Genomic DNA, 18,375 nt, shown 5'->3' on the forward strand with positions numbered 1-18,375 from the left:
AACCAAAAAAAACTAAGGAGGGTTTGGGATGATAGAAATTGAAAAGCCTAATATTACCTTAATTGATAAAAATGAGAAAAACACATATGGCAAAATTGTTGTTGAGCCATTAGAAAGAGGTTACGGAACAACTTTAGGGAATTCATTAAGAAGAATACTTCTTTCATCGTTACCTGGAGCAGCTGTAACATCTATAAATATTCAAGGTGTTTTACATGAATTTTCTACTATACCTGGAGTAAGAGAAGATGTTTCAGAAATAATTCTTAATATTAAAGATATCGCTGCAAGAATGAATGTTAATGGACCTGTGCAACTTTTAATAGATGCAAAGGGACCTAAAGAGGTAACTGCAGCTGATATAATAACTGGTGTCGATGTAGAAATTGTAAATGAAGATTTACATATTGCTACACTTGAAGAAGGCGCGGAACTAATTATTGAGATGGAAATGGAACGCGGACGTGGATATGTGGTTTCCGAAAGAAATAAGAAGGAAAATCAAACTATAGGAGTTATTCCTATTGATTCTATCTATACACCAGTTAAAAAAGTTAATTTTTCTGTAGAAGATACAAGAGTTGGCAACAGAACGGATTTTGATAAATTAACACTAGAAGTTTGGACTGATGGTACAATTGATCCTGAAGAATCAGTATCATTAGGTGCTAAGATATTAAATGAGCATCTTAACTTATTTATATCATTAACTGATCATATCAATGATGTTGAGATAATGGTAGAAAAAGAAGAAGATGAAAAAGAAAAAGTATTAGAAATGACAATAGAAGAACTTGATTTATCGGTTAGATCTTACAATTGTTTAAAGAGAGCAGGTATTAACTCTGTTGAAGAGCTTACTTATAAAACTGAAGATGATATGATGAAAGTTAGAAATCTTGGTAAAAAATCTTTAGACGAAGTAGGAAAGAAACTTGAAGAATTAGGTTTATCTTTAAGAAAAAATGATAATTAGATTCATAAGGAGGGCTAAGGCATGGGTATGCACAGAAAACTTGGTCGCCCAACTTCTCACAGAGTAGCTATGTTAAGAAACTTGACTGCAAGTTTATTGACAAATGGCAAAATCGTTACTACTGAGACTCGCGCAAAAGAGTTAAGAAAAGTAGCTGAAAAAATGATTACTCTTGGGAAAAGAGGAGACTTACATGCAAGACGTCAAGCATTAGCATATATCTACGAGAAAGACGTAGTAGCTAAATTATTTGAAGAGATAGCTCCTAAGTACGCTGAAAGAAACGGAGGCTATACGAGAATAATGAAATTAGGACCTCGTAGAGGCGACGCAGCGGAAATGGTTATAATTGAATTAGTGTAGAGCAATCTATATTATAATAGGGGATTAAGTTATACTTAATCCTCTATATATGTTTATTTGAAATTATTATTAGCATTTAAAAAAATTTAGTTGCTAATAATGATTTTAATTGGTAAAGTATAATTGCTGATAAGTTTTATTTTTCAAAAAAATATAAAGATTGTTTTATTATACACTGCAAGTTAGCTAAGATTATAGGAGGGCATTTTGAATATAATTAAAATAGATAATGTTAAATATAAATATGAAGATGAAGATAAATTTGCTTTAAATGGTGTAACACTTGATATAAAAAAAGGCGAATTCACTGCAATATTGGGACATAATGGCTCAGGTAAATCAACACTAGCCAAGCTTATAAATGCACTTCTTCTACCAACTGATGGCAAAATATATGTAAATGATATGGATACATCAGATGAAAATAAATTGTGGAATATAAGACAAACTGCAGGAATGGTTTTCCAAAATCCTGATAACCAACTAGTAGCAACAATAGTAGAAGAGGATATTGCTTTTGGTCCTGAAAATCAGGGTGTAGAGCCAAAAGAAATAAGAAAAAGAGTAGATGATGCACTAAACACGGTTGGAATGTATGAGTATAGAAAAAGACCTCCACATTTGTTATCTGGTGGTCAAAAACAAAGAATTGCAATAGCGGGAGTATTAGCATTAAATTCTGAATGCATTATACTTGATGAACCTACTGCAATGCTTGATCCAATGGGTAGAAAAGAAGTAATAGAAACAATAAAAATGCTTAACAAAGAACAAGGAAAAACAATTCTATTAATAACACATTATATGGATGAAGCAGTTCAAGCTGATAGAGTAGTAATAATGGATAAAGGGAATATTAAAATAGATGGAACACCCAAAGAAGTATTTAGAAATGTTGAAAAGATTAAAAATTTTGGGTTAGATGTTCCTCAGGTAACTGAATTAGCATATGAATTATCTAAAGATGGAATAAAGATATCAAATGATATAATAACAATAAAGGAGTTAGTAGACGAATTATGTCAATAAAAGCAGAAAATATTGTATATATTTATGGTGAAGGAACAGCTTTTAAAACAATAGCACTTGACAATGTTAATGTTACTATTACTCAAGGTGATTTTGTAGGAATAATTGGACATACTGGCTCTGGAAAATCTACATTTATTCAACTCTTAAATGGACTTGAAATGCCTGCTCAAGGAACGGTATATGTAAATGATAAGAAAATAGGTTCAAATAAGAGCGAATTAAGAAAAATCAGACAAACAGTAGGATTAGTATTTCAATATCCTGAGTATCAACTGTTTGAAGAAACAGTTGCAAAAGATGTTGCGTTTGGACCATTAAACTTAGGATTATCAAAAGAAGAAGTAAACACAAGAGTAAAAAAATCTTTAGAAGCAGTCGGATTTGATTTCAATGATATTAAAGACAGATCACCATTTGATTTAAGTGGTGGACAAAAAAGGCGTGTAGCAATTGCAGGTGTACTTGCTATGGAACCAGAATATCTTATATTAGATGAACCAACAGCAGGATTGGACCCAGCAGGAAGAAAAGAGATATTTGGACAAATAAAAAAGCTTCACAAGAGTAAAAATCAAACAATAATATTGGTTTCACACAGTATGGAGGATGTAGCAAAACTTGTAGAAAAAGTTATAGTTCTTTACAAAGGTAAAGTACATATGCAGGGGACTCCAAAAGAAATATACAAAAACTCACAGGAGTTAATTAGAATAGGGTTAGGAGTACCACAAATAGTAGAGGTGGTTTCTGAATTAAGAAGAAAAGGATTTAATCTAAGTGATGATATAATTACTGTAGAGGAAGCTAAAGTAGAAATATTAAAGGAATTAAGGAGACGAAAAAATGTTTAAAAATCTAACCATTGGACAACATTATCCTATTGAGTCACCAGTTCATGAACTTGATCCAAGAGTTAAAATTGTTGTAACATTTATATATATTATATCATTATTTGTCATAAATAATTTCCTGGGCTATATAGCAGTAGGAATTTTCTTGGCTATATCTATTATAGCTTCTAAAGTACCATTTAAATTTGTATTAAAGGGATTAAAACCAATTTTGATAATTATTTTGATCACATTTGTAATAAATCTTTTATTAACACCAGGAACACCAATCTTTAAATTTTGGATAATAAAAATAACAAGAGAAGGTTTACATCAAGCGACATTTATGGCGTTAAGACTAGTTTTATTGATACTTGGTACATCTCTATTGACATTAACTACATCGCCTATATTATTGACAGATGGTATAGAAAGTTTATTAGGTCCGTTTAAGAGAATAGGATTACCAGCACATGAATTAGCAATGATGATGACTATTGCTCTTAGATTTATACCTACACTAATGGAAGAAACTGAAAAAATTATGAAAGCTCAGAAAGCTAGAGGAGCTGATTTTGAAAGTGGGAATTTAATTAATAGAGCTAAAAATTTAGTGCCGTTACTAGTACCATTGTTTATAAGTGCATTTAGAAGAGCTGATGAACTTGCTATGGCTATGGAATCAAGATGTTATCGTGGTGGAGAAAATAGAACAAGAATGAGAATCCTTAAGATGAGAAAAGGGGATGGAATTGCAATTTTTGTATTTTCGATATATATGGTTGCAATTATAATGCTTAAAATATGAATAGAAATATAAAATTAACAATTATGTATGATGGAAATAGTTATTTTGGCTGGCAAAAGCAAAAAGATCTTCCAACTGTACAACAAGCAATAGAGAAGGCAATATACAATATAACAAAAGAAAATGTGAATTTAGTTGGTTCAGGACGAACTGATTCAAAAGTACATGCACTAGGACAAGTTGCGAATTTTATAACTGATAGTTCTATTCCAACAGACAGGTTTGCTAGAGCTATAAATTCCAATATTGATACTAGAATACGGATAATGAAAGCTGAAGAAGTAGACATTTCATTTAATTCCAGATTTAGTTCTAAAAAAAAGACATATTTATATCAGATATATAATAAATCCATATCAAATCCATTTTATGATAAATATGCTTGCTTTGTTCCATATGAACTTGATATTGAGAAGATGAGAAGTGCATTGAAACTTATTGAAGGTGAACATGATTTTAAGGCGTTTATGGCATCAAATTCTGATGTTAAATCTACAATAAGACAAATATACTCAACAAAAATAATAGTTGAAAATAGCTTGATTAAAGTTGAAATAATGGGCAATGGTTTTTTGTACAATATGGTGAGAATTATCGTCGGCACACTATTAGAAATTGGAAGTAATAGAAAAGAAATAAATGTGTTTAAAAGAGCTTTTGAGTTAAAAGATAGAAATGTTTTAGGTCAGACTGCAAAAGCAGAAGGCTTATTTTTGAAAAAAGTAATTTATTAAATTAAATGCCTTTTCCTTGCAATAAGTGACAAATTAAGTTATAATTATATAAGATTTTAACTGAAAGGAAATGTATGTTATGTGCGAAGATTTTTTAGAAAAGGATGTAGAAAATATCAATCTTCCTTGGATACTATTTGAAGTTAATAAAAACACTTATGCTGTTAACAGTGAAAATGTTATATCTATTATAAAAATGACTGACGAAATAATTTCAGTCCCAGACATTCAAAATTATATTAGAGGGGTGATTGACCTTAGAGGAAGCATAATACCACTAATTGATTTAAAAATAGTTTTTGGGGAGAAATCATATGATGAAATCATAGCTGATTATAAAAGTATGATTAACATTAGAAAAAAAGAGCATACTGCTTGGGTAAATGAATTAGAAAATTGTATAATAAATAGTAATGAATTTACTTTGTGCACAGATGCTCACGAATGTAATTTAGGAAAATGGTATTATAATTATAAACCACAAAACAATTCATTACAATATCATATGAAAAAGTTAGAAGAGCCTCATGAAAAATTACATTCATATGCTTTAGAATACAATAATATTTTAAAAAACATAAAATTAGTAAATAAACAAGAAAAAATTGATGCTATATTTAAGGAGATAAAAGAAGAATTATATCCACAAATTATATCATTATTAGATGAATCAATAGATACAATGAAGCTAAATCTAAAAGAAATGATTGTTGTTTTAGAATATAATAACTTTAAAGCTGGAATAATTGTTGATAAAGTTTCATCTATAGAAAATATTGAGAATTCATTTGAACAAGGTGATATGGATGATTTATATTATAATACTAAATATGTAACAGGCATTGGTAAATCTGAAAAATCAAAGAAAAGTGTTATGAAAATAAATTTAGATAATATTCTATCAAAAGCTGCACATATTGATTTAGAAGATTTAGAAAAAACTGAAGAAACTGAAGAAGTTGAGGAAATATTTAATAAATAGAAATAAGATAAAAAAAGAATTTAGAAATATGAAATAATATAGATTTTGTATAAATTTTATAAAAACAAAGTCGTATTATTTCTTTTTTTGTTTAAAAATGTCAATAGAAATTTATTAAAAATTAAGTATATAATAATAAACTTTATTCAAGTTTAGACGAAATATATTATAGAAAGGGTTATTAAGTAGGAAAGGAATGATAATTTGAAAATATCAAATATTGGTAGCTTCACTAGCTATCACACTAATACTAGTAAAATAAAGAAAACAGAAATTTCAAAGCCAAAAAACTTTGATTCAATTCAAATAAATAAAAACACAAATGATATAACACAGAGCAATATTTCTTTAGATATATATAAAATAAAAGATAAGATACTTTCAGAAGTTAATTTAGATGCTAATGCAGATCGAATAAAACAAATTAAAGAAAAAACAGAAAATAAAACTTATGATATCAATACTACAGAATTAGCAAAAATTCTTTTAAATATTTAAAATTCAACAATTACAGAGCTAATAATATAATAAAGAGAAGGAAGCTTAATAATGAATAAATTTGATGTATTATACGATATATTGCTTCAACAGCTTAAACTTTATGAAAGTTTTTTAATATTAGAAAACAAAAAATATGATGTTATCATAAATGACAATGTAGAGGATTTAGATAAAATAGTATCAGAAGAACAAGTATTCTTTTTGAAATCGAGAGGATTAGATTTAAAAAGAGAAGACATACTTAAACAATTGGGTATGGCAAATAAAACATTGTTAGAAGTGGTAAGTTTAATAGATGAAAATGAAAAACATAGATTTAAAGAAATGCATGCTAAAATATATAAAGTTCTTGCTGATTTTAAAGAAAAAAATACTCAATGTCAGGAACTTACACAAATTAGACTTCATAGAGTAAAAACTATAATTAATAAACTTGAGGAAAGTAAATCACAGAGTAAGCAATACTTTAAAGATGGAAATAAAGGTGAAGTTGATATAAATAAGGTAAATTTAATTTCAAAAAAAATATAAACCAAGGAGAAAATAAATGTTAAGATCTACTTTTTCAGGATTTCAAGTAGCAAACCGAGGTTTAAGTTCGAGCCAACGTTTATTAGATATAACAGCTCAAAACATAACTAACATTAATACAGAGGGTTATACAAGACAAAGATTAGATTTATATTCTATTGCATATAGCTCAGGGTCATCTCAATTTTCAGCGCTTTATGGAGGAATTGGTAGAGGAGTTGGAGATTCAGGTGCATCACAAATTAGAGACCCATTTTTAGATATCAGATATAGAAGCGAAGCTGCTAAGGTTGGCGAACAAGATATTATGAAAGATGCCTTAAAAGATTTAACCGCTATATTTGATGAGGTAACTACAGATGGGTTAGACGCACAATTTTCAGATTTAATTAAGCAATTACATGCTTTAAGTGCAACCCCATCTGATCCGGTTATAGAAGGTGTAGTTAAAACATCTGCAACAATGGTTTCTCAATTGTTAAATCACTATTCGTCGCAAATTGAAACAGTTAAAGATCAACAAATAAGTTATTTAGAAAAAGATTCAATGAGTAAGGTAAACAATCTTTTATCTGCTATTGGTGAATTAAATGACCAAATTAAACAGCAAAATGTGCATGGTGATAAGGCACTTGAGTTAAATGATAAAAGGAACTCTCTAATTGATGAATTATCTACATATATGAATATTGATTTGATAAGAGAAAAAGAGAATATCGGGAATGATCAAGATGTTGAAGTTCTTACAATTGTGTCCAATGATATAACAGACGCAGCAGGAAATAAACTTCAATTAGTAAATCAATCTAAAGCAGCAAAGCTTAATGTAGATTCTACTGATAAAAATAACATTGTAGTTTCAATAGAAACATCAATAGATGCTAATTTTAGTGATGGTGATGACATAACATCAAGCTTAAAAAAAGGTGAACTTGCTGGATACTTGAATTTCTTAAATAATAAGGCTGAATTTACAGATGGAGCATATTCAACTGAGAATAGAGGTATTCAATTTTATGAAGGTATGCTAGATGGCGTAGCAAGAGAATTTACTAAAATGTTCAATGATGCCAATGAGTATCCTGCTGGAACTAAAAAAGACCTTTTTGAAGCAGACGGTGGTGGAGAAATAACAGCTGCAAATATTAAAATTTCAGATGCTTGGAAAAATGCAAATGATTGCTACATAACCAATACAAAACAGCCAGCTGCTGGTGATGACAATAAAGGTGCAAATGACAATATATTAACTATGATTGCTTTGTTTGATAAAAAAATCAGTTTTAATAGTAAAATAGATGGAACAGGTAATTTTGTATTTAGCGGCACAATTCAAGAGGGATTTTCACATGCGGCTTCAACTTTGGATTTACAAATTAATCATGCACAAGATTTATATAAAAGCTATGGAGAAACTCTTATAACAATAGATACAAGTAGAGCATCTATATCTGGAGTATCAATGGATGAGGAGGGTATTAATCTATTACACTACAATAAGTCATACAGCGCAGCTGCTAGACTTATGACAACATTAGATGATGCACTTAGTACATTAATAAATAATACGGGTAGAGTAGGATTATAGGAGGAAATATATGAGAGTCACCAATAAAATGATAACAAGTAGATATAGTAGAGATTTGAATAAAAGTTTATCAGATCTTAATACTCTAAGTCAAAAGGTTGAAACAGGAAGAAAATTTCAAACGGGAGCAGAAGATCCCATAGGGGCAGTAAAAGCGTATAGACTTAGAAGAGAGTATTATAAAAATAAAAATTATGATACTAACTTAAAAGAAGCTGATTCTACTTTAACATCTGCAGAAGGTAATCTAATGCAGCTTAATAAAAATCTACAAGCTATTCATACAAGTTGCTTAAAAGGTATAAATGGAACTATGACACTTGATGAAAGAGAAATAATATCAAATGAATTAAAAAACATACAGCATTCAATTGTAACTACATTAAATTCTGAATTTAATGACAAATATTTATTTAGTGGTAACAGTATGAGTACACCACCGTTTTCAGTAAGTAATGATAATCATCTTCTTTACAAAGGTGTTGATGTTTCAATAGCTGACCAAAATGCAACTGCTGGTAGCGATGAGAAAAAGGCATATGATGCGTTGGTAGAATTATCAAAAGAAAATGTATATTTAGATATCGGGCTATCGTTAAAAGTAAATCCTGATAGTTCAATAGATAAAAACAGTGTATTTGATATTGGAATACCTGGAATAAATATATTAGGATTTGGTAAAGATTCAACAACTGGTATAAGCAAAAACGTATATGATACAATAACCAGTATTTGTGATGAGCTAGAAGATTCAAACTTCTCTATGAATTCTATAAGCCCATACTTAGATACATTTAATGACCAAAAAAATGATATATTAAAAGAAATAACATCAATAGGTTCAAAGTCACAGTATATAGATTTTCTAAAATCTAGAACTGAAAACAACAATATAAACTTAAATAGCAAAATGTTTGAGGTGGAATGTGTAGATCCTGCCGAAGCAATAATGGATTGGAAAATGCAAGAGTATTCATATAATGCAGCTTTGCAAATGGGTATGAAAGTAATTCAGCCAAGTTTTCTTGACTTTATGAGATAAAAATAACATAAAATATTTTACATAAATTTTAAACTAAATTATTAAGCGTTTGGGGTGAATGTAAATGTTGGAACCTTTAATAGAAATTAGAAGTATTCCGATGAGCATTGAGTATAAAATTCGTAATGCTACAATTGAATTAGCGTCTGGAGATGCAAATTTAGAGATTAATAGAGATAAAAATGGGTTGCAAATAAAAATGCAACCAGCTAAAATTAATATTGATACATTTAATGCAAGAAATTCTATGGAAACTAAATCTCCTTTGCTTTCTATAGAAAAGTTTGCAAAAGATGGTATAAAAGCTGGATATGAGGCTACAGCTGATTTTGCAAAAGAGGGAGAAATGCTTATGGACATATACTTAGACAATGATGTTTTTGCTAAAATAGCTAGTGAAAGATTAAAAAGTGATGTGCAGTTTAATTTAGGTTTTACACCAAGTGAACCAGTAGAACTAGATTATCAAGAAGGTGATTTATCTATTAAATACGAAATGGATAGACTAAATTTTGATTGGAAAATGAGCAGACCAGAATTAGAGTTTACACCTGGTGATATAGAACTTTTAATAAAAGAGTATGCTAGAGTTGAACTTGAATATATAGGTTCACCTTTGTATGTACCACCAAGTGCTAATCCTGATTACGAACCAAAATTTATAAACACAAAAGCATAAATAAGTATAAAGGGAGTAAAACATATGAACATTAATACAAAAGAATTTGGAGAAATAGAAATACAAGATAATGATATAATCAATTTTAAAGGTAGTATTTATGGCTTTGAGAAATATAAAAAGTATGTGATTCTCAACAATTCTCCGGAAGATAGTATAATGTATTTACAGTCAGTAGAGAATGAGGATTTACATTTTGTAATTGTTGATCCATATGCTATTTTTCCCTTGTACACTCCAATATTAAATGATGAAGATTATAAAAATCTTGAAATTACAAAAGGTAAACACAATAAACTAAAATATATGCTTATAGCTGTTATATCAGAAAATATGAAAGACTCAGTAGTAAATCTAAAAAGTCCTATAGTTATTAATCCGGATAATAGGTTGGCAGTACAGTCAATTTTGCAAAATCAAGATTACTGCTTAAGATATCCTCTATTTCAAAAAAAAGAGGATGGTGAATAAATGCTAGTAATCAAAAGAAAGTTAAATGAATCAATATTAATTGGAGATAATATTGAGGTAATAGTTTCCGAAATTTCAGGAGATAAGATAAAGTTAGCTATAAGTGCACCGAATGATATAAAAATAATGAGAAAAGAACTAAAAGAAACTTTAGATTTTAATAAGAATGCTACAAAAGTAATCGGCAAGTCAGACATATCTAAGTTAAATGAAAAACTTAATAAGTAAAAGCCTTTATGGCTTTTTTTAATACGCAGAGTTGCGTAGCAACTTTTTTATATAAGTGAAATCAATTTTAGTTAATAAAATTCAATTAAATTAAAAAATAAATGCTAAAAAAGTATTGACATATAACCAAGTTTAATATAAACTTGATAGGTAATTGTTAATAAAAAAGCTACCAATGCCCCGGAAGTTTTTTTTATCATAGATTATCATAGATTATTAGGAAAATAAATAGGAGGACCAACCAATATGAAAAGCTTCATTGCAAAACCTAATGAAGTAGAAAGAAAATGGTATGTTATTAATGCCGAGGGAAAAACATTAGGTAGATTATCAACAGAAGTTGCTAAGCTTTTAAGAGGAAAGCATAAACCAATATATACTACACATGTAGACACAGGAGACCATGTAATAATAGTTAACTGTGACAAAGTAGTTTTAACAGGAAAGAAATTAGAACAAAAGATGTATAGACATCACTCGGGATACATGGGTGGAATGACAGAAATTCCTTACAAACATTTCATGGAAGATAATGCTGATAAAGCTGTTTACCTTGCAGTAAAAGGAATGCTTCCTAAAAATAAATTAGGAAGACAAATGCTTAAAAAATTAAGAGTATACGCAGGACCAGAGCATGAGAACCAAGCTCAACAACCTGAAGTATACGAGTTTTAATTAGGATAGGAGGAGAAATAGCTAATGAAAGCACAATACATTGGTACTGGTAGAAGAAAAAAAGCAATTGCTAGAGTAAGATTAGTTCCAGGAACTGGAAAAATAACTATAAATAAAAGAGATATTGAAAACTTTTTTAACTATGAAACATTAAGAGTTGTAGTTAAAGAACCATTAATGATAACTGATACATTAAGCCAATATGACGTATTAGTAAACGTACATGGTGGAGGATACACTGGTCAAGCTGGAGCAATCCGTCACGGTATATCAAGAGCCTTATTACAAGCTGATGCTGAATTAAGACCAATACTTAAAAAAGCAGGTTTCTTAACAAGAGACCCAAGAATGAAAGAAAGAAAGAAATACGGTCTTAAAAAAGCTAGAAAAGCTTCACAATTTAGCAAGAGATAGAATTTCAAAATTAATGATATTAATGCGGTTTTGGGTTATCCAAAGCCGCTTAGTGTTTCCTTGGCACCCACTTTAAAAATCAAGGTCATTTAAATTAATATATGATTATTAATAAATAAGTGACTCCGGGAAACTAATAAATTCAAGGAGTTTTTTTTATGGATAAAAACAAAGTAAAATTTATAACAAAGTCTGCTATAGTTGCAGCACTTTATGCAGCAATCACATTTGCGTTTGCAGGACTATCATATGGACAAATTCAATTCAGGATATCTGAGATATTAGTTCTATTAGTATTTGTTGACAGAAAATATTTCTGGGGATTAGTATTAGGTTGTATTATATCAAATGCAGCTAGTCCACTTGGAATTGTAGATGTTTTTGCAGGAACATTGGCTACATCTATAGCATTAGCATTTATTATTTTTGTTAGAGAAAAACTTGGCGATAACAATAAAGCTTTAATCATTGCAAGTCTTGGACCTGTAATATCAAATGCAATTATTGTAGGTATAGAGTTAACTGTTCTATTCAAAGAAATGCCTTTTATAATCAATGCGGCATATGTAGCGTTAGGTGAATTTGTAGTAGTAACAATAGCTGGAGTAGTAGTTTTTGCTAAAATGAAAAATGTAATAAAAAAAGTAGCAAGTTTCTAAAAAAACGTAGGTATAAGCCTACGTTTTTATTTTGTATTTAGTTTTTTTTTTTTTTTTTTTTTTTTTTTTTTTTTTTTTTTTTTTTTTTTTTTCTTCATTACTTCCTGATTTAAGCTTTTTTAACTAATATTTGTAGTTGAGTTAAATATTGACTAACATCGCTTGTTTCATGCACATCAATTTTATATAGCTCAATAGGGTCAGATAAAACTTCCATGTTATTTTCATTTATAAAAGAAATCATTTTAGGGAGGAATTCTTTAGTTCTACTATAATCACCGTTATATTGGAGAGTAACATAATCTCCCTCAGGCAAAACAAAATCATAATTTTTATCATTCTTGTTCAAAATGAAAAATACAGATGTGTAGGAATTGTAAATTTTATTGATAACATCGGTAGCATTCATTGTTACACCAACGTAGTTATTGCCAAGAAGATATAATTTGTTTTCATACTTTTTATGAAGTTTTTTAATCAAAAAATCAGCCTCTTCATCACGAGAAAAATTATCATTAAGCATAATAACCTTACGTTCATCAAAATGCTTTAAATCTATAATTTCCTTTTCAGGATCCTTAAAATCTTCTTGTAAGGACTTCATTCTTTCTTTAATAGAGCTTTTTTGATAATTAAGCTTATTAATGCTTTTGGTTATTAAATCTATTTCTTGGTTAAGAATATCAAGAGTATTTTCAATAGTACGATTTTCCAAATATTCCTTGATTTTATTCATAGAAAAATTCAAATTTCTTAAATCTTTTATAATATTAAGTCTCCATATATCTTGAATACTATATAGTCTGTAACCATTATCTTCACGTTTAGGTTTTAATATACCTATTTTTTCATAGTACCTCAAAGAGTCTTTTCCTATGTTGTAAAGGGTAGATATTTCATTAATTTTATAATAATTTTTCATGTTAAACTCCTATTAATAAATTACGTATATTATATCACAAAAAAATAATTAAAAACTAATTTATATTGCAATAATAAAAGTATTTTAATATAAGTTGACATGGAAAAATATACATATGGAAAATGCGTTGCTTAGGCAAAATAAAACAAAGCAAAATTAAGTTTATTTATAATTCTCAATCAGAAATGAATGCGCGTTTTAACAATAATAGTATTAAGCTATTAGTATCTAATTGTGAAATCAAAGATATTATTAAAAATACTATATTGACAGAATCAACAAATAAGTTTAAAATAAAACAGTATGAAACTTATGCAAAATTTCAAAATTTTGCACTAGAAGATGGAAAAGAATATTTGCTTGTGTTTGATATAATATTCTCATCAGATTCTAATTTGACTTCATTTAATACTATCGTTGATTTTTATAGTTTCTCTAAAGATTTGTTGTATGACACCAGATATGTAAGAGAAGAAATTATGCGTGGTGAAACTGGATATAGTATTAGATTTAGCTATGATGCACAAGGTAAGTATTATGAGGTTAAAAAAAATTCTGATGCTGAGAAGAAATACATAAAAGGTACATTTGATATTATAATGATTCTAAAGATACATTTATATTTTTTAATACAGATGGAACTTTAAAAAATGGTGCACAAACGATTACTATTAAAAAGAACGACTCGTCTGAGGTTACTTTGATTAAAGTAAATAATATGGGGAATTCTTATAATGAATAATTTATTTGTTGCGCTAGACAAAACATTGGAATAAACAGCAATATGCTGGTTATAATACACAAAAAGGAGGATACAACAAATGATTTCAGCAAGTGATTTTAAAAAGGGTGTCACTATGGTGTGGAATGACGGACTTTGGCAAATAGCTGATTTTCAACATGTTAAGCCTGGTAAAGGTGCTGCATTTGTAAGAACAACATTAAAAAATATTAAGACAGGTGCAACTAGAGTAGAAACTTTTAATCCTGCAGATAAGTTTCCTAAGGCTCATATTGAAACAAAAGAAATGCAATATATATATAATGATGGTGAATTATATTATTTCATGGATCTTGAAAGCTTTGAACAGATTCCACTTAACTTTGAACAAGTTGAAGTAGCTATCAAATATATAAAAGAGAATGAAAATGCTATCATGAGATTTTATGAAGGCAAGCCTTTTGAAGTTCAAGCTCCAAATTTTGTTGAGTTAGAAGTTGTAGAAACTGAACCTGGTTTTAAAGGTGACACTGCCACTGGTGCAAATAAACCTGCTAAGTTGGAAACAGGTGCTGTTGTTAACGTACCGCTTTTCATTGAAACTGGAGATGTTTTGAAAATTGATACAAGAACAGGCGATTACTTATCTAGAGTATAATAAAAAAGGAGAAAATTTAATATGGATTTTTTATTTGAAAAAATTGCTTACCTTAAAGGTTTAGCAGAAGGTTTAGACGTATCTGAAAATACAAAAGAAGGTAAACTTTTCAAAGCTATGATTGATGTACTAGAAGAAATTACTAACAACATAGACGAATTAGTTGAAGACCAAGATGAAGTTAATGAATACTTAGATCTTTTAGATGAAGATTTATCAAAAGTAGAAGGCGAAATTTTCGGAGAATATGACATAGACGAAGACTTTGAATTTGATGAAGATGATTTTGAAGACGAATGTGAATGTAGTTGCGGATGCGACTGCGAATAATAAATAAAAAAATGCGAGCAAGTTAATTGCTCGTTTTTTTTATTTATTAGGAAAGTTCTACTTCTAGTATATAAAAAACGAGGATTGCAAAGGACGGGACGTCCTTGCCTTTAAGGGGGGTGCTCAGTAAAAATGCTTATGAAGTAGGCATTTTTACGCCGAAGGGGGACATAGGTCCCCCTAGCGGAGTTGCGTAGCAACTTTTTTATCCAATTTTTTAAGTAAATATAAAAGCAAATAGTAAAACTGACGAATTTTGTTGTAATTTTAACAATGAATTACATTAATAATTTTTAAAAATTACTTAAATTGACAAATTTTTTTTATTACTTGTTTTATAATTGATTAAATAATGTGAGCTATGGGGGTAAACCTTGGAATATTATATAGAATATATTATTTTTCAAGAATTCGTCATTGACTTCATATTGCTATATACTACTGCTTTGCTATTGAAAAAAAAGATTAAATTTAAACGAATTATAATGGCAGCAATGGTAGGAGTGTTGTATACAGTATTAGTTTTCATGATTGAAAGAGAATTTTTAAATTATTTTATAATTAAATTCCTTGTTTCTGTGTTGATGCTTACAATTGCACATTCACCTCATGGATTTTTAGGATATATTAAAACTATAATTTGTTTTTATATTCTTTCAATTTTAACATTTGGCATAGTAATTATTTCCTATTATATTTTTAAAAGTAGATTGACGATAATCTTGTTGTTAGCTACGTTATTTGCTGTATATTTGCTATTTAAAATATTATTTTTTGAAATTAGAAAAAATAACGACAATGCAGATTATTTAAGAGAAGTAAGTATATTTTTAAATGGAAATAAAGTAAATTTAACTGGTTATATTGATACTGGTAATGAACTTACTGAAACACTTACCAATAGGCCTGTGATTATTGTTAAAAGGGATAGTTTAAAGCCTTTGTTTGATGAGAAAACTATTGATGAAATCTCATTCGCATATAGTAATGGTACTGAAGCTATAATGGATTTTTTGTTAAATAAATTACAAAATTATAATTTTAGAATTTTAAAGTATGGGACTATTAGTAGTAAAAACGAGTATATGTTATGCTTAGTTCCAGATAAAATTGTCGTTAAGAACAAGGATAAGTGCTTTATAGTTGATTGTGTGATTGGTATTCATGATGGATTATTAAACGATGAAGATAATTATCAAGCTTTATTATTTAAAAAACTATTAAGTTGGGAGGGTGAAAGTTTTAATGCAAATGAATATTTTTAAAAGAATTTACATAAGAATATATACAGAATTAATAAAAAAACTAAAGATTAATAAGAAAGTATATTACATTGGTGGAAGCGATTCGTTACCTCCTCCATTAGGTATAGAAGAAGAAAAAGAACTTTTAATTAAAAAAGATATATGCTCTCAGTCTAAATCTACACTTATTGAGCACAATTTGAGATTAGTTGTATATATTGCTAAAAAATTTGAATCGTCAGGTATAAATGTAGAAGATTTAATATCTATAGGTACTATTGGCTTAATTAAGGCCGTTAATACGTTCAAAATCGAAAAAAATATTAAACTGGCTACTTATGCTTCAAAATGTATTGAAAACGAAATATTGATGTATTTAAGAAGAATTTGCAAAATGAAAACAGAGATATCATTAGATGAACCATTGAACATTGATTGGGATGGAAATGAACTTTTATTATCTGATATTTTAGGTACTGAAGAAGATGTTATTTTTAAGGATTTGGAGAATGAAATTGATTTAAATTTACTAGATGATTCTATCAAAAAGCTTAATAATAGAGAATTCTTAATTATGAAGCTTAGATTTGGATTAAAAGGTAGTAAAAGCTATACTCAAAAAGAGGTTGCTGACATGTTAGGTATTTCACAGTCGTACATATCAAGACTTGAGAAGAAAATACTTAAAAGATTAAAAAAGGAAATCAGTAAAGTGGTATAAAAACGTACACTAAGGTAATAATTTACAAGGGGGATAATTTTAAATAAAGGGGTAAAACAATGATTATAAACAAAGTAGAAATTTGTGGCATTAATACATCTGAATTGCCTAAAATCAAGTCTTCCGTTATGAGAGATATGTTAAAAAAGATTCAAGAAGGCGATACAGCTATTAGAAGTGATTTTATTTATGGAAACTTACGACTTGTTTTAAGTGTAATTCAAAGGTTTAATTCCAGAAATGAGTCGGTTGATGATTTGTTCCAAATAGGCTGTGTGGGATTAATCAAAGCTATTGATAATTTTGATTTATCTTTGGATGTAAAATTTTCTACGTATGCTGTACCAATGATAATTGGTGAAATTAGAAGATATCTTCGAGATAATAATTCTATTAGAGTTAGCAGATCTATGAAAGATACTGCATATAAAGCATTGCAAGTTAGAGAAAAATTGACTGCGTTAAAATCCTGTGAGCCTACTATTGAAGAAATTGCTAAGGAATTAGATATTGAAAAAGAAGACATCATTTTTGCATTAGAGTCTATTCAGGAGCCTGTTTCTTTATTTGAACCAATTTACAATGATGGTGGAGATGCTTTATTTATCGTAGATCAGATTAAAGATGAAAGAAATTTGGATGAAAAATGGGTAGAAAAAATGACACTAGAGCAGAGCATAAATGATTTGACTGAACGTGAAAAACAGATAGTTGATATGCGATTTTATAAGGGGAGAACACAAATGGAGGTTGCTGATGAGATAGGCATTTCACAAGCACAGGTATCAAGACTTGAAAAATCAGCATTATCGCAGATACGAAAAAAATTTTAATAATTATATTGGGGGAATATAATGATTAGCTATTTAGAATTAATAGATAAGGATATAATTAATATCAAAAATGGCGAAAATATTGGTAAATTTACAGATATAGAAATAGATACAAAAAAAGGTAGAGTGTTGGCGTTATATGTAAGTGAGCCAACTAAAATTTTTAAATTTTTAAAAAATAATCCTCCCAAAGCTATTAAATGGGAGGAAATAGTTAAAGTAGGTCTTGATGTTATAGTTGTAAACTATGATAACGACCTAATAAAAACTGCAAAAGAATTGGTGAACGAATAAAGTCTACAAAAAGAAATTTTGGTTTATACAAAATTTCTTTTTGATTGTTTAATTATAATTTTTTATTTTACAAAAATCTATATTAATTACTAAATCATATGTTTTCATTGATTAATATGTGGTATAATATACATATATT

25 protein-coding genes are annotated in these 18,375 nt (G+C 28.6%); 24 read left to right on the forward strand and 1 reads right to left on the reverse strand.

All coding sequences use genetic code 11. The features are described 5' to 3' along the window. The first annotated feature begins 28 nt into the window (after positions 1–28). The 17 genes from JYG23_RS00690 (at position 29) to JYG23_RS00770 (ending at position 12,513) form a co-directional block, all read left to right on the forward strand. The gene (locus tag JYG23_RS00690; RefSeq protein WP_207236546.1) at positions 29–976 is read left to right on the forward strand and encodes a DNA-directed RNA polymerase subunit alpha; all 948 of its coding nucleotides are present in this window, start codon (positions 29–31) and stop codon (positions 974–976) included. Positions 977–997: 21 nt separating this feature from the next. After that, positions 998–1,339, forward strand: coding sequence for a 50S ribosomal protein L17 (rplQ, locus tag JYG23_RS00695; protein WP_207236547.1), 342 nt, complete (start codon positions 998–1,000; stop codon positions 1,337–1,339). A 204-nt stretch (positions 1,340–1,543) separates the two neighbouring features. Next, the gene (locus JYG23_RS00700; protein WP_207237905.1) at positions 1,544–2,368 is read left to right on the forward strand and encodes an energy-coupling factor transporter ATPase; all 825 of its coding nucleotides are present in this window, start codon (positions 1,544–1,546) and stop codon (positions 2,366–2,368) included. After that, complete coding sequence (locus tag JYG23_RS00705; RefSeq protein ID WP_207236548.1) at positions 2,359–3,222, forward strand: energy-coupling factor transporter ATPase; 864 nt, start codon at positions 2,359–2,361, stop codon at positions 3,220–3,222. The genes JYG23_RS00700 and JYG23_RS00705 overlap by 10 nt, the downstream gene beginning before the upstream one ends. Beyond that, a complete protein-coding gene (locus JYG23_RS00710) occupies positions 3,215–4,009 on the forward strand; it encodes an energy-coupling factor transporter transmembrane protein EcfT (protein ID WP_207236549.1) in 795 nt (264 codons plus the stop codon). The genes JYG23_RS00705 and JYG23_RS00710 overlap by 8 nt, the downstream gene beginning before the upstream one ends. Then, entirely contained in the window at positions 4,006–4,743 is a 738-nt protein-coding gene (gene truA / locus JYG23_RS00715; RefSeq protein ID WP_207236550.1) for a tRNA pseudouridine(38-40) synthase TruA, read from the forward strand. Before JYG23_RS00710 ends, truA begins: the two co-directional genes overlap by 4 nt. A gap of 79 nt (positions 4,744–4,822) precedes the next feature. Continuing rightward, a complete protein-coding gene (locus JYG23_RS00720; RefSeq protein ID WP_207236551.1) occupies positions 4,823–5,725 on the forward strand; it encodes a chemotaxis protein CheW in 903 nt (300 codons plus the stop codon). Positions 5,726–5,929: 204 nt separating this feature from the next. Further along, complete coding sequence (locus JYG23_RS00725; protein ID WP_207236552.1) at positions 5,930–6,223, forward strand: flagellar biosynthesis anti-sigma factor FlgM; 294 nt, start codon at positions 5,930–5,932, stop codon at positions 6,221–6,223. A gap of 51 nt (positions 6,224–6,274) precedes the next feature. After that, the gene (locus JYG23_RS00730; protein WP_207236553.1) at positions 6,275–6,757 is read left to right on the forward strand and encodes a flagellar protein FlgN; all 483 of its coding nucleotides are present in this window, start codon (positions 6,275–6,277) and stop codon (positions 6,755–6,757) included. A gap of 16 nt (positions 6,758–6,773) precedes the next feature. Further along, positions 6,774–8,345, forward strand: a complete 1,572-nt coding sequence (gene flgK, locus JYG23_RS00735) for a flagellar hook-associated protein FlgK (RefSeq protein WP_207236554.1) — start codon at positions 6,774–6,776, stop codon at positions 8,343–8,345. 10 nt (positions 8,346–8,355) lie between these two features. After that, on the forward strand, positions 8,356–9,387 hold the full coding sequence (gene flgL / locus JYG23_RS00740; protein ID WP_207236555.1) for a flagellar hook-associated protein FlgL: 1,032 nt from the start codon (positions 8,356–8,358) through the stop codon (positions 9,385–9,387). A gap of 64 nt (positions 9,388–9,451) precedes the next feature. Beyond that, on the forward strand, positions 9,452–10,066 hold the full coding sequence (locus JYG23_RS00745) for a DUF6470 family protein (protein ID WP_207236556.1): 615 nt from the start codon (positions 9,452–9,454) through the stop codon (positions 10,064–10,066). Between the two features lie 24 nt (positions 10,067–10,090). After that, the gene (gene fliW, locus JYG23_RS00750) at positions 10,091–10,537 is read left to right on the forward strand and encodes a flagellar assembly protein FliW (RefSeq protein ID WP_207236557.1); all 447 of its coding nucleotides are present in this window, start codon (positions 10,091–10,093) and stop codon (positions 10,535–10,537) included. Further along, positions 10,538–10,765, forward strand: a complete 228-nt coding sequence (locus JYG23_RS00755; RefSeq protein ID WP_207236558.1) for a carbon storage regulator — start codon at positions 10,538–10,540, stop codon at positions 10,763–10,765. A 246-nt stretch (positions 10,766–11,011) separates the two neighbouring features. Further along, on the forward strand, positions 11,012–11,440 hold the full coding sequence (rplM, locus tag JYG23_RS00760) for a 50S ribosomal protein L13 (RefSeq protein WP_207236559.1): 429 nt from the start codon (positions 11,012–11,014) through the stop codon (positions 11,438–11,440). 24 nt (positions 11,441–11,464) lie between these two features. Further along, positions 11,465–11,854, forward strand: coding sequence for a 30S ribosomal protein S9 (gene rpsI, locus JYG23_RS00765; RefSeq protein ID WP_207236560.1), 390 nt, complete (start codon positions 11,465–11,467; stop codon positions 11,852–11,854). 158 nt (positions 11,855–12,012) lie between these two features. Continuing rightward, positions 12,013–12,513 carry a QueT transporter family protein gene (locus JYG23_RS00770; RefSeq protein WP_207236561.1) on the forward strand — a complete coding sequence of 167 codons (501 nt, stop codon included), beginning with the start codon at positions 12,013–12,015 and terminating at the stop codon, positions 12,511–12,513. A 109-nt stretch (positions 12,514–12,622) separates the two neighbouring features. On the opposite strand, the gene JYG23_RS00775 is transcribed toward JYG23_RS00770, so the two are convergent. Continuing rightward, a complete protein-coding gene (locus tag JYG23_RS00775; protein WP_207236562.1) occupies positions 12,623–13,435 on the reverse strand; it encodes a MerR family transcriptional regulator in 813 nt (270 codons plus the stop codon). 122 nt (positions 13,436–13,557) lie between these two features. Here JYG23_RS00775 and JYG23_RS00780 point away from each other — a divergent pair, with 122 nt between their 5' ends. From JYG23_RS00780 to JYG23_RS00810, 7 genes are all read left to right on the forward strand, one after another. Further along, entirely contained in the window at positions 13,558–14,082 is a 525-nt protein-coding gene (locus JYG23_RS00780; protein WP_207236563.1) for a hypothetical protein, read from the forward strand. A gap of 174 nt (positions 14,083–14,256) precedes the next feature. Continuing rightward, positions 14,257–14,814, forward strand: a complete 558-nt coding sequence (efp, locus tag JYG23_RS00785; protein WP_207236564.1) for an elongation factor P — start codon at positions 14,257–14,259, stop codon at positions 14,812–14,814. Between the two features lie 21 nt (positions 14,815–14,835). Next, positions 14,836–15,144 carry a CD1247 N-terminal domain-containing protein gene (locus tag JYG23_RS00790; RefSeq protein ID WP_207236565.1) on the forward strand — a complete coding sequence of 103 codons (309 nt, stop codon included), beginning with the start codon at positions 14,836–14,838 and terminating at the stop codon, positions 15,142–15,144. Positions 15,145–15,518: 374 nt separating this feature from the next. Continuing rightward, entirely contained in the window at positions 15,519–16,409 is an 891-nt protein-coding gene (locus JYG23_RS00795; protein WP_207236566.1) for a sigma-E processing peptidase SpoIIGA, read from the forward strand. Beyond that, positions 16,396–17,109, forward strand: coding sequence for an RNA polymerase sporulation sigma factor SigE (sigE, locus tag JYG23_RS00800; protein ID WP_207236567.1), 714 nt, complete (start codon positions 16,396–16,398; stop codon positions 17,107–17,109). The genes JYG23_RS00795 and sigE overlap by 14 nt, the downstream gene beginning before the upstream one ends. A 59-nt stretch (positions 17,110–17,168) precedes the next feature. After that, on the forward strand, positions 17,169–17,942 hold the full coding sequence (gene sigG, locus JYG23_RS00805; RefSeq protein WP_207236568.1) for an RNA polymerase sporulation sigma factor SigG: 774 nt from the start codon (positions 17,169–17,171) through the stop codon (positions 17,940–17,942). Between the two features lie 21 nt (positions 17,943–17,963). Next, positions 17,964–18,236, forward strand: a complete 273-nt coding sequence (locus JYG23_RS00810) for a YlmC/YmxH family sporulation protein (RefSeq protein WP_207236569.1) — start codon at positions 17,964–17,966, stop codon at positions 18,234–18,236. Positions 18,237–18,375 lie beyond the last annotated feature (139 nt).

Origin of the sequence: Sedimentibacter sp. zth1 (assembly GCF_017352195.1) — a bacterium.
In the GTDB taxonomy this organism is placed as follows: Bacteria; Bacillota; Clostridia; order Tissierellales; family Sedimentibacteraceae; genus UBA1535.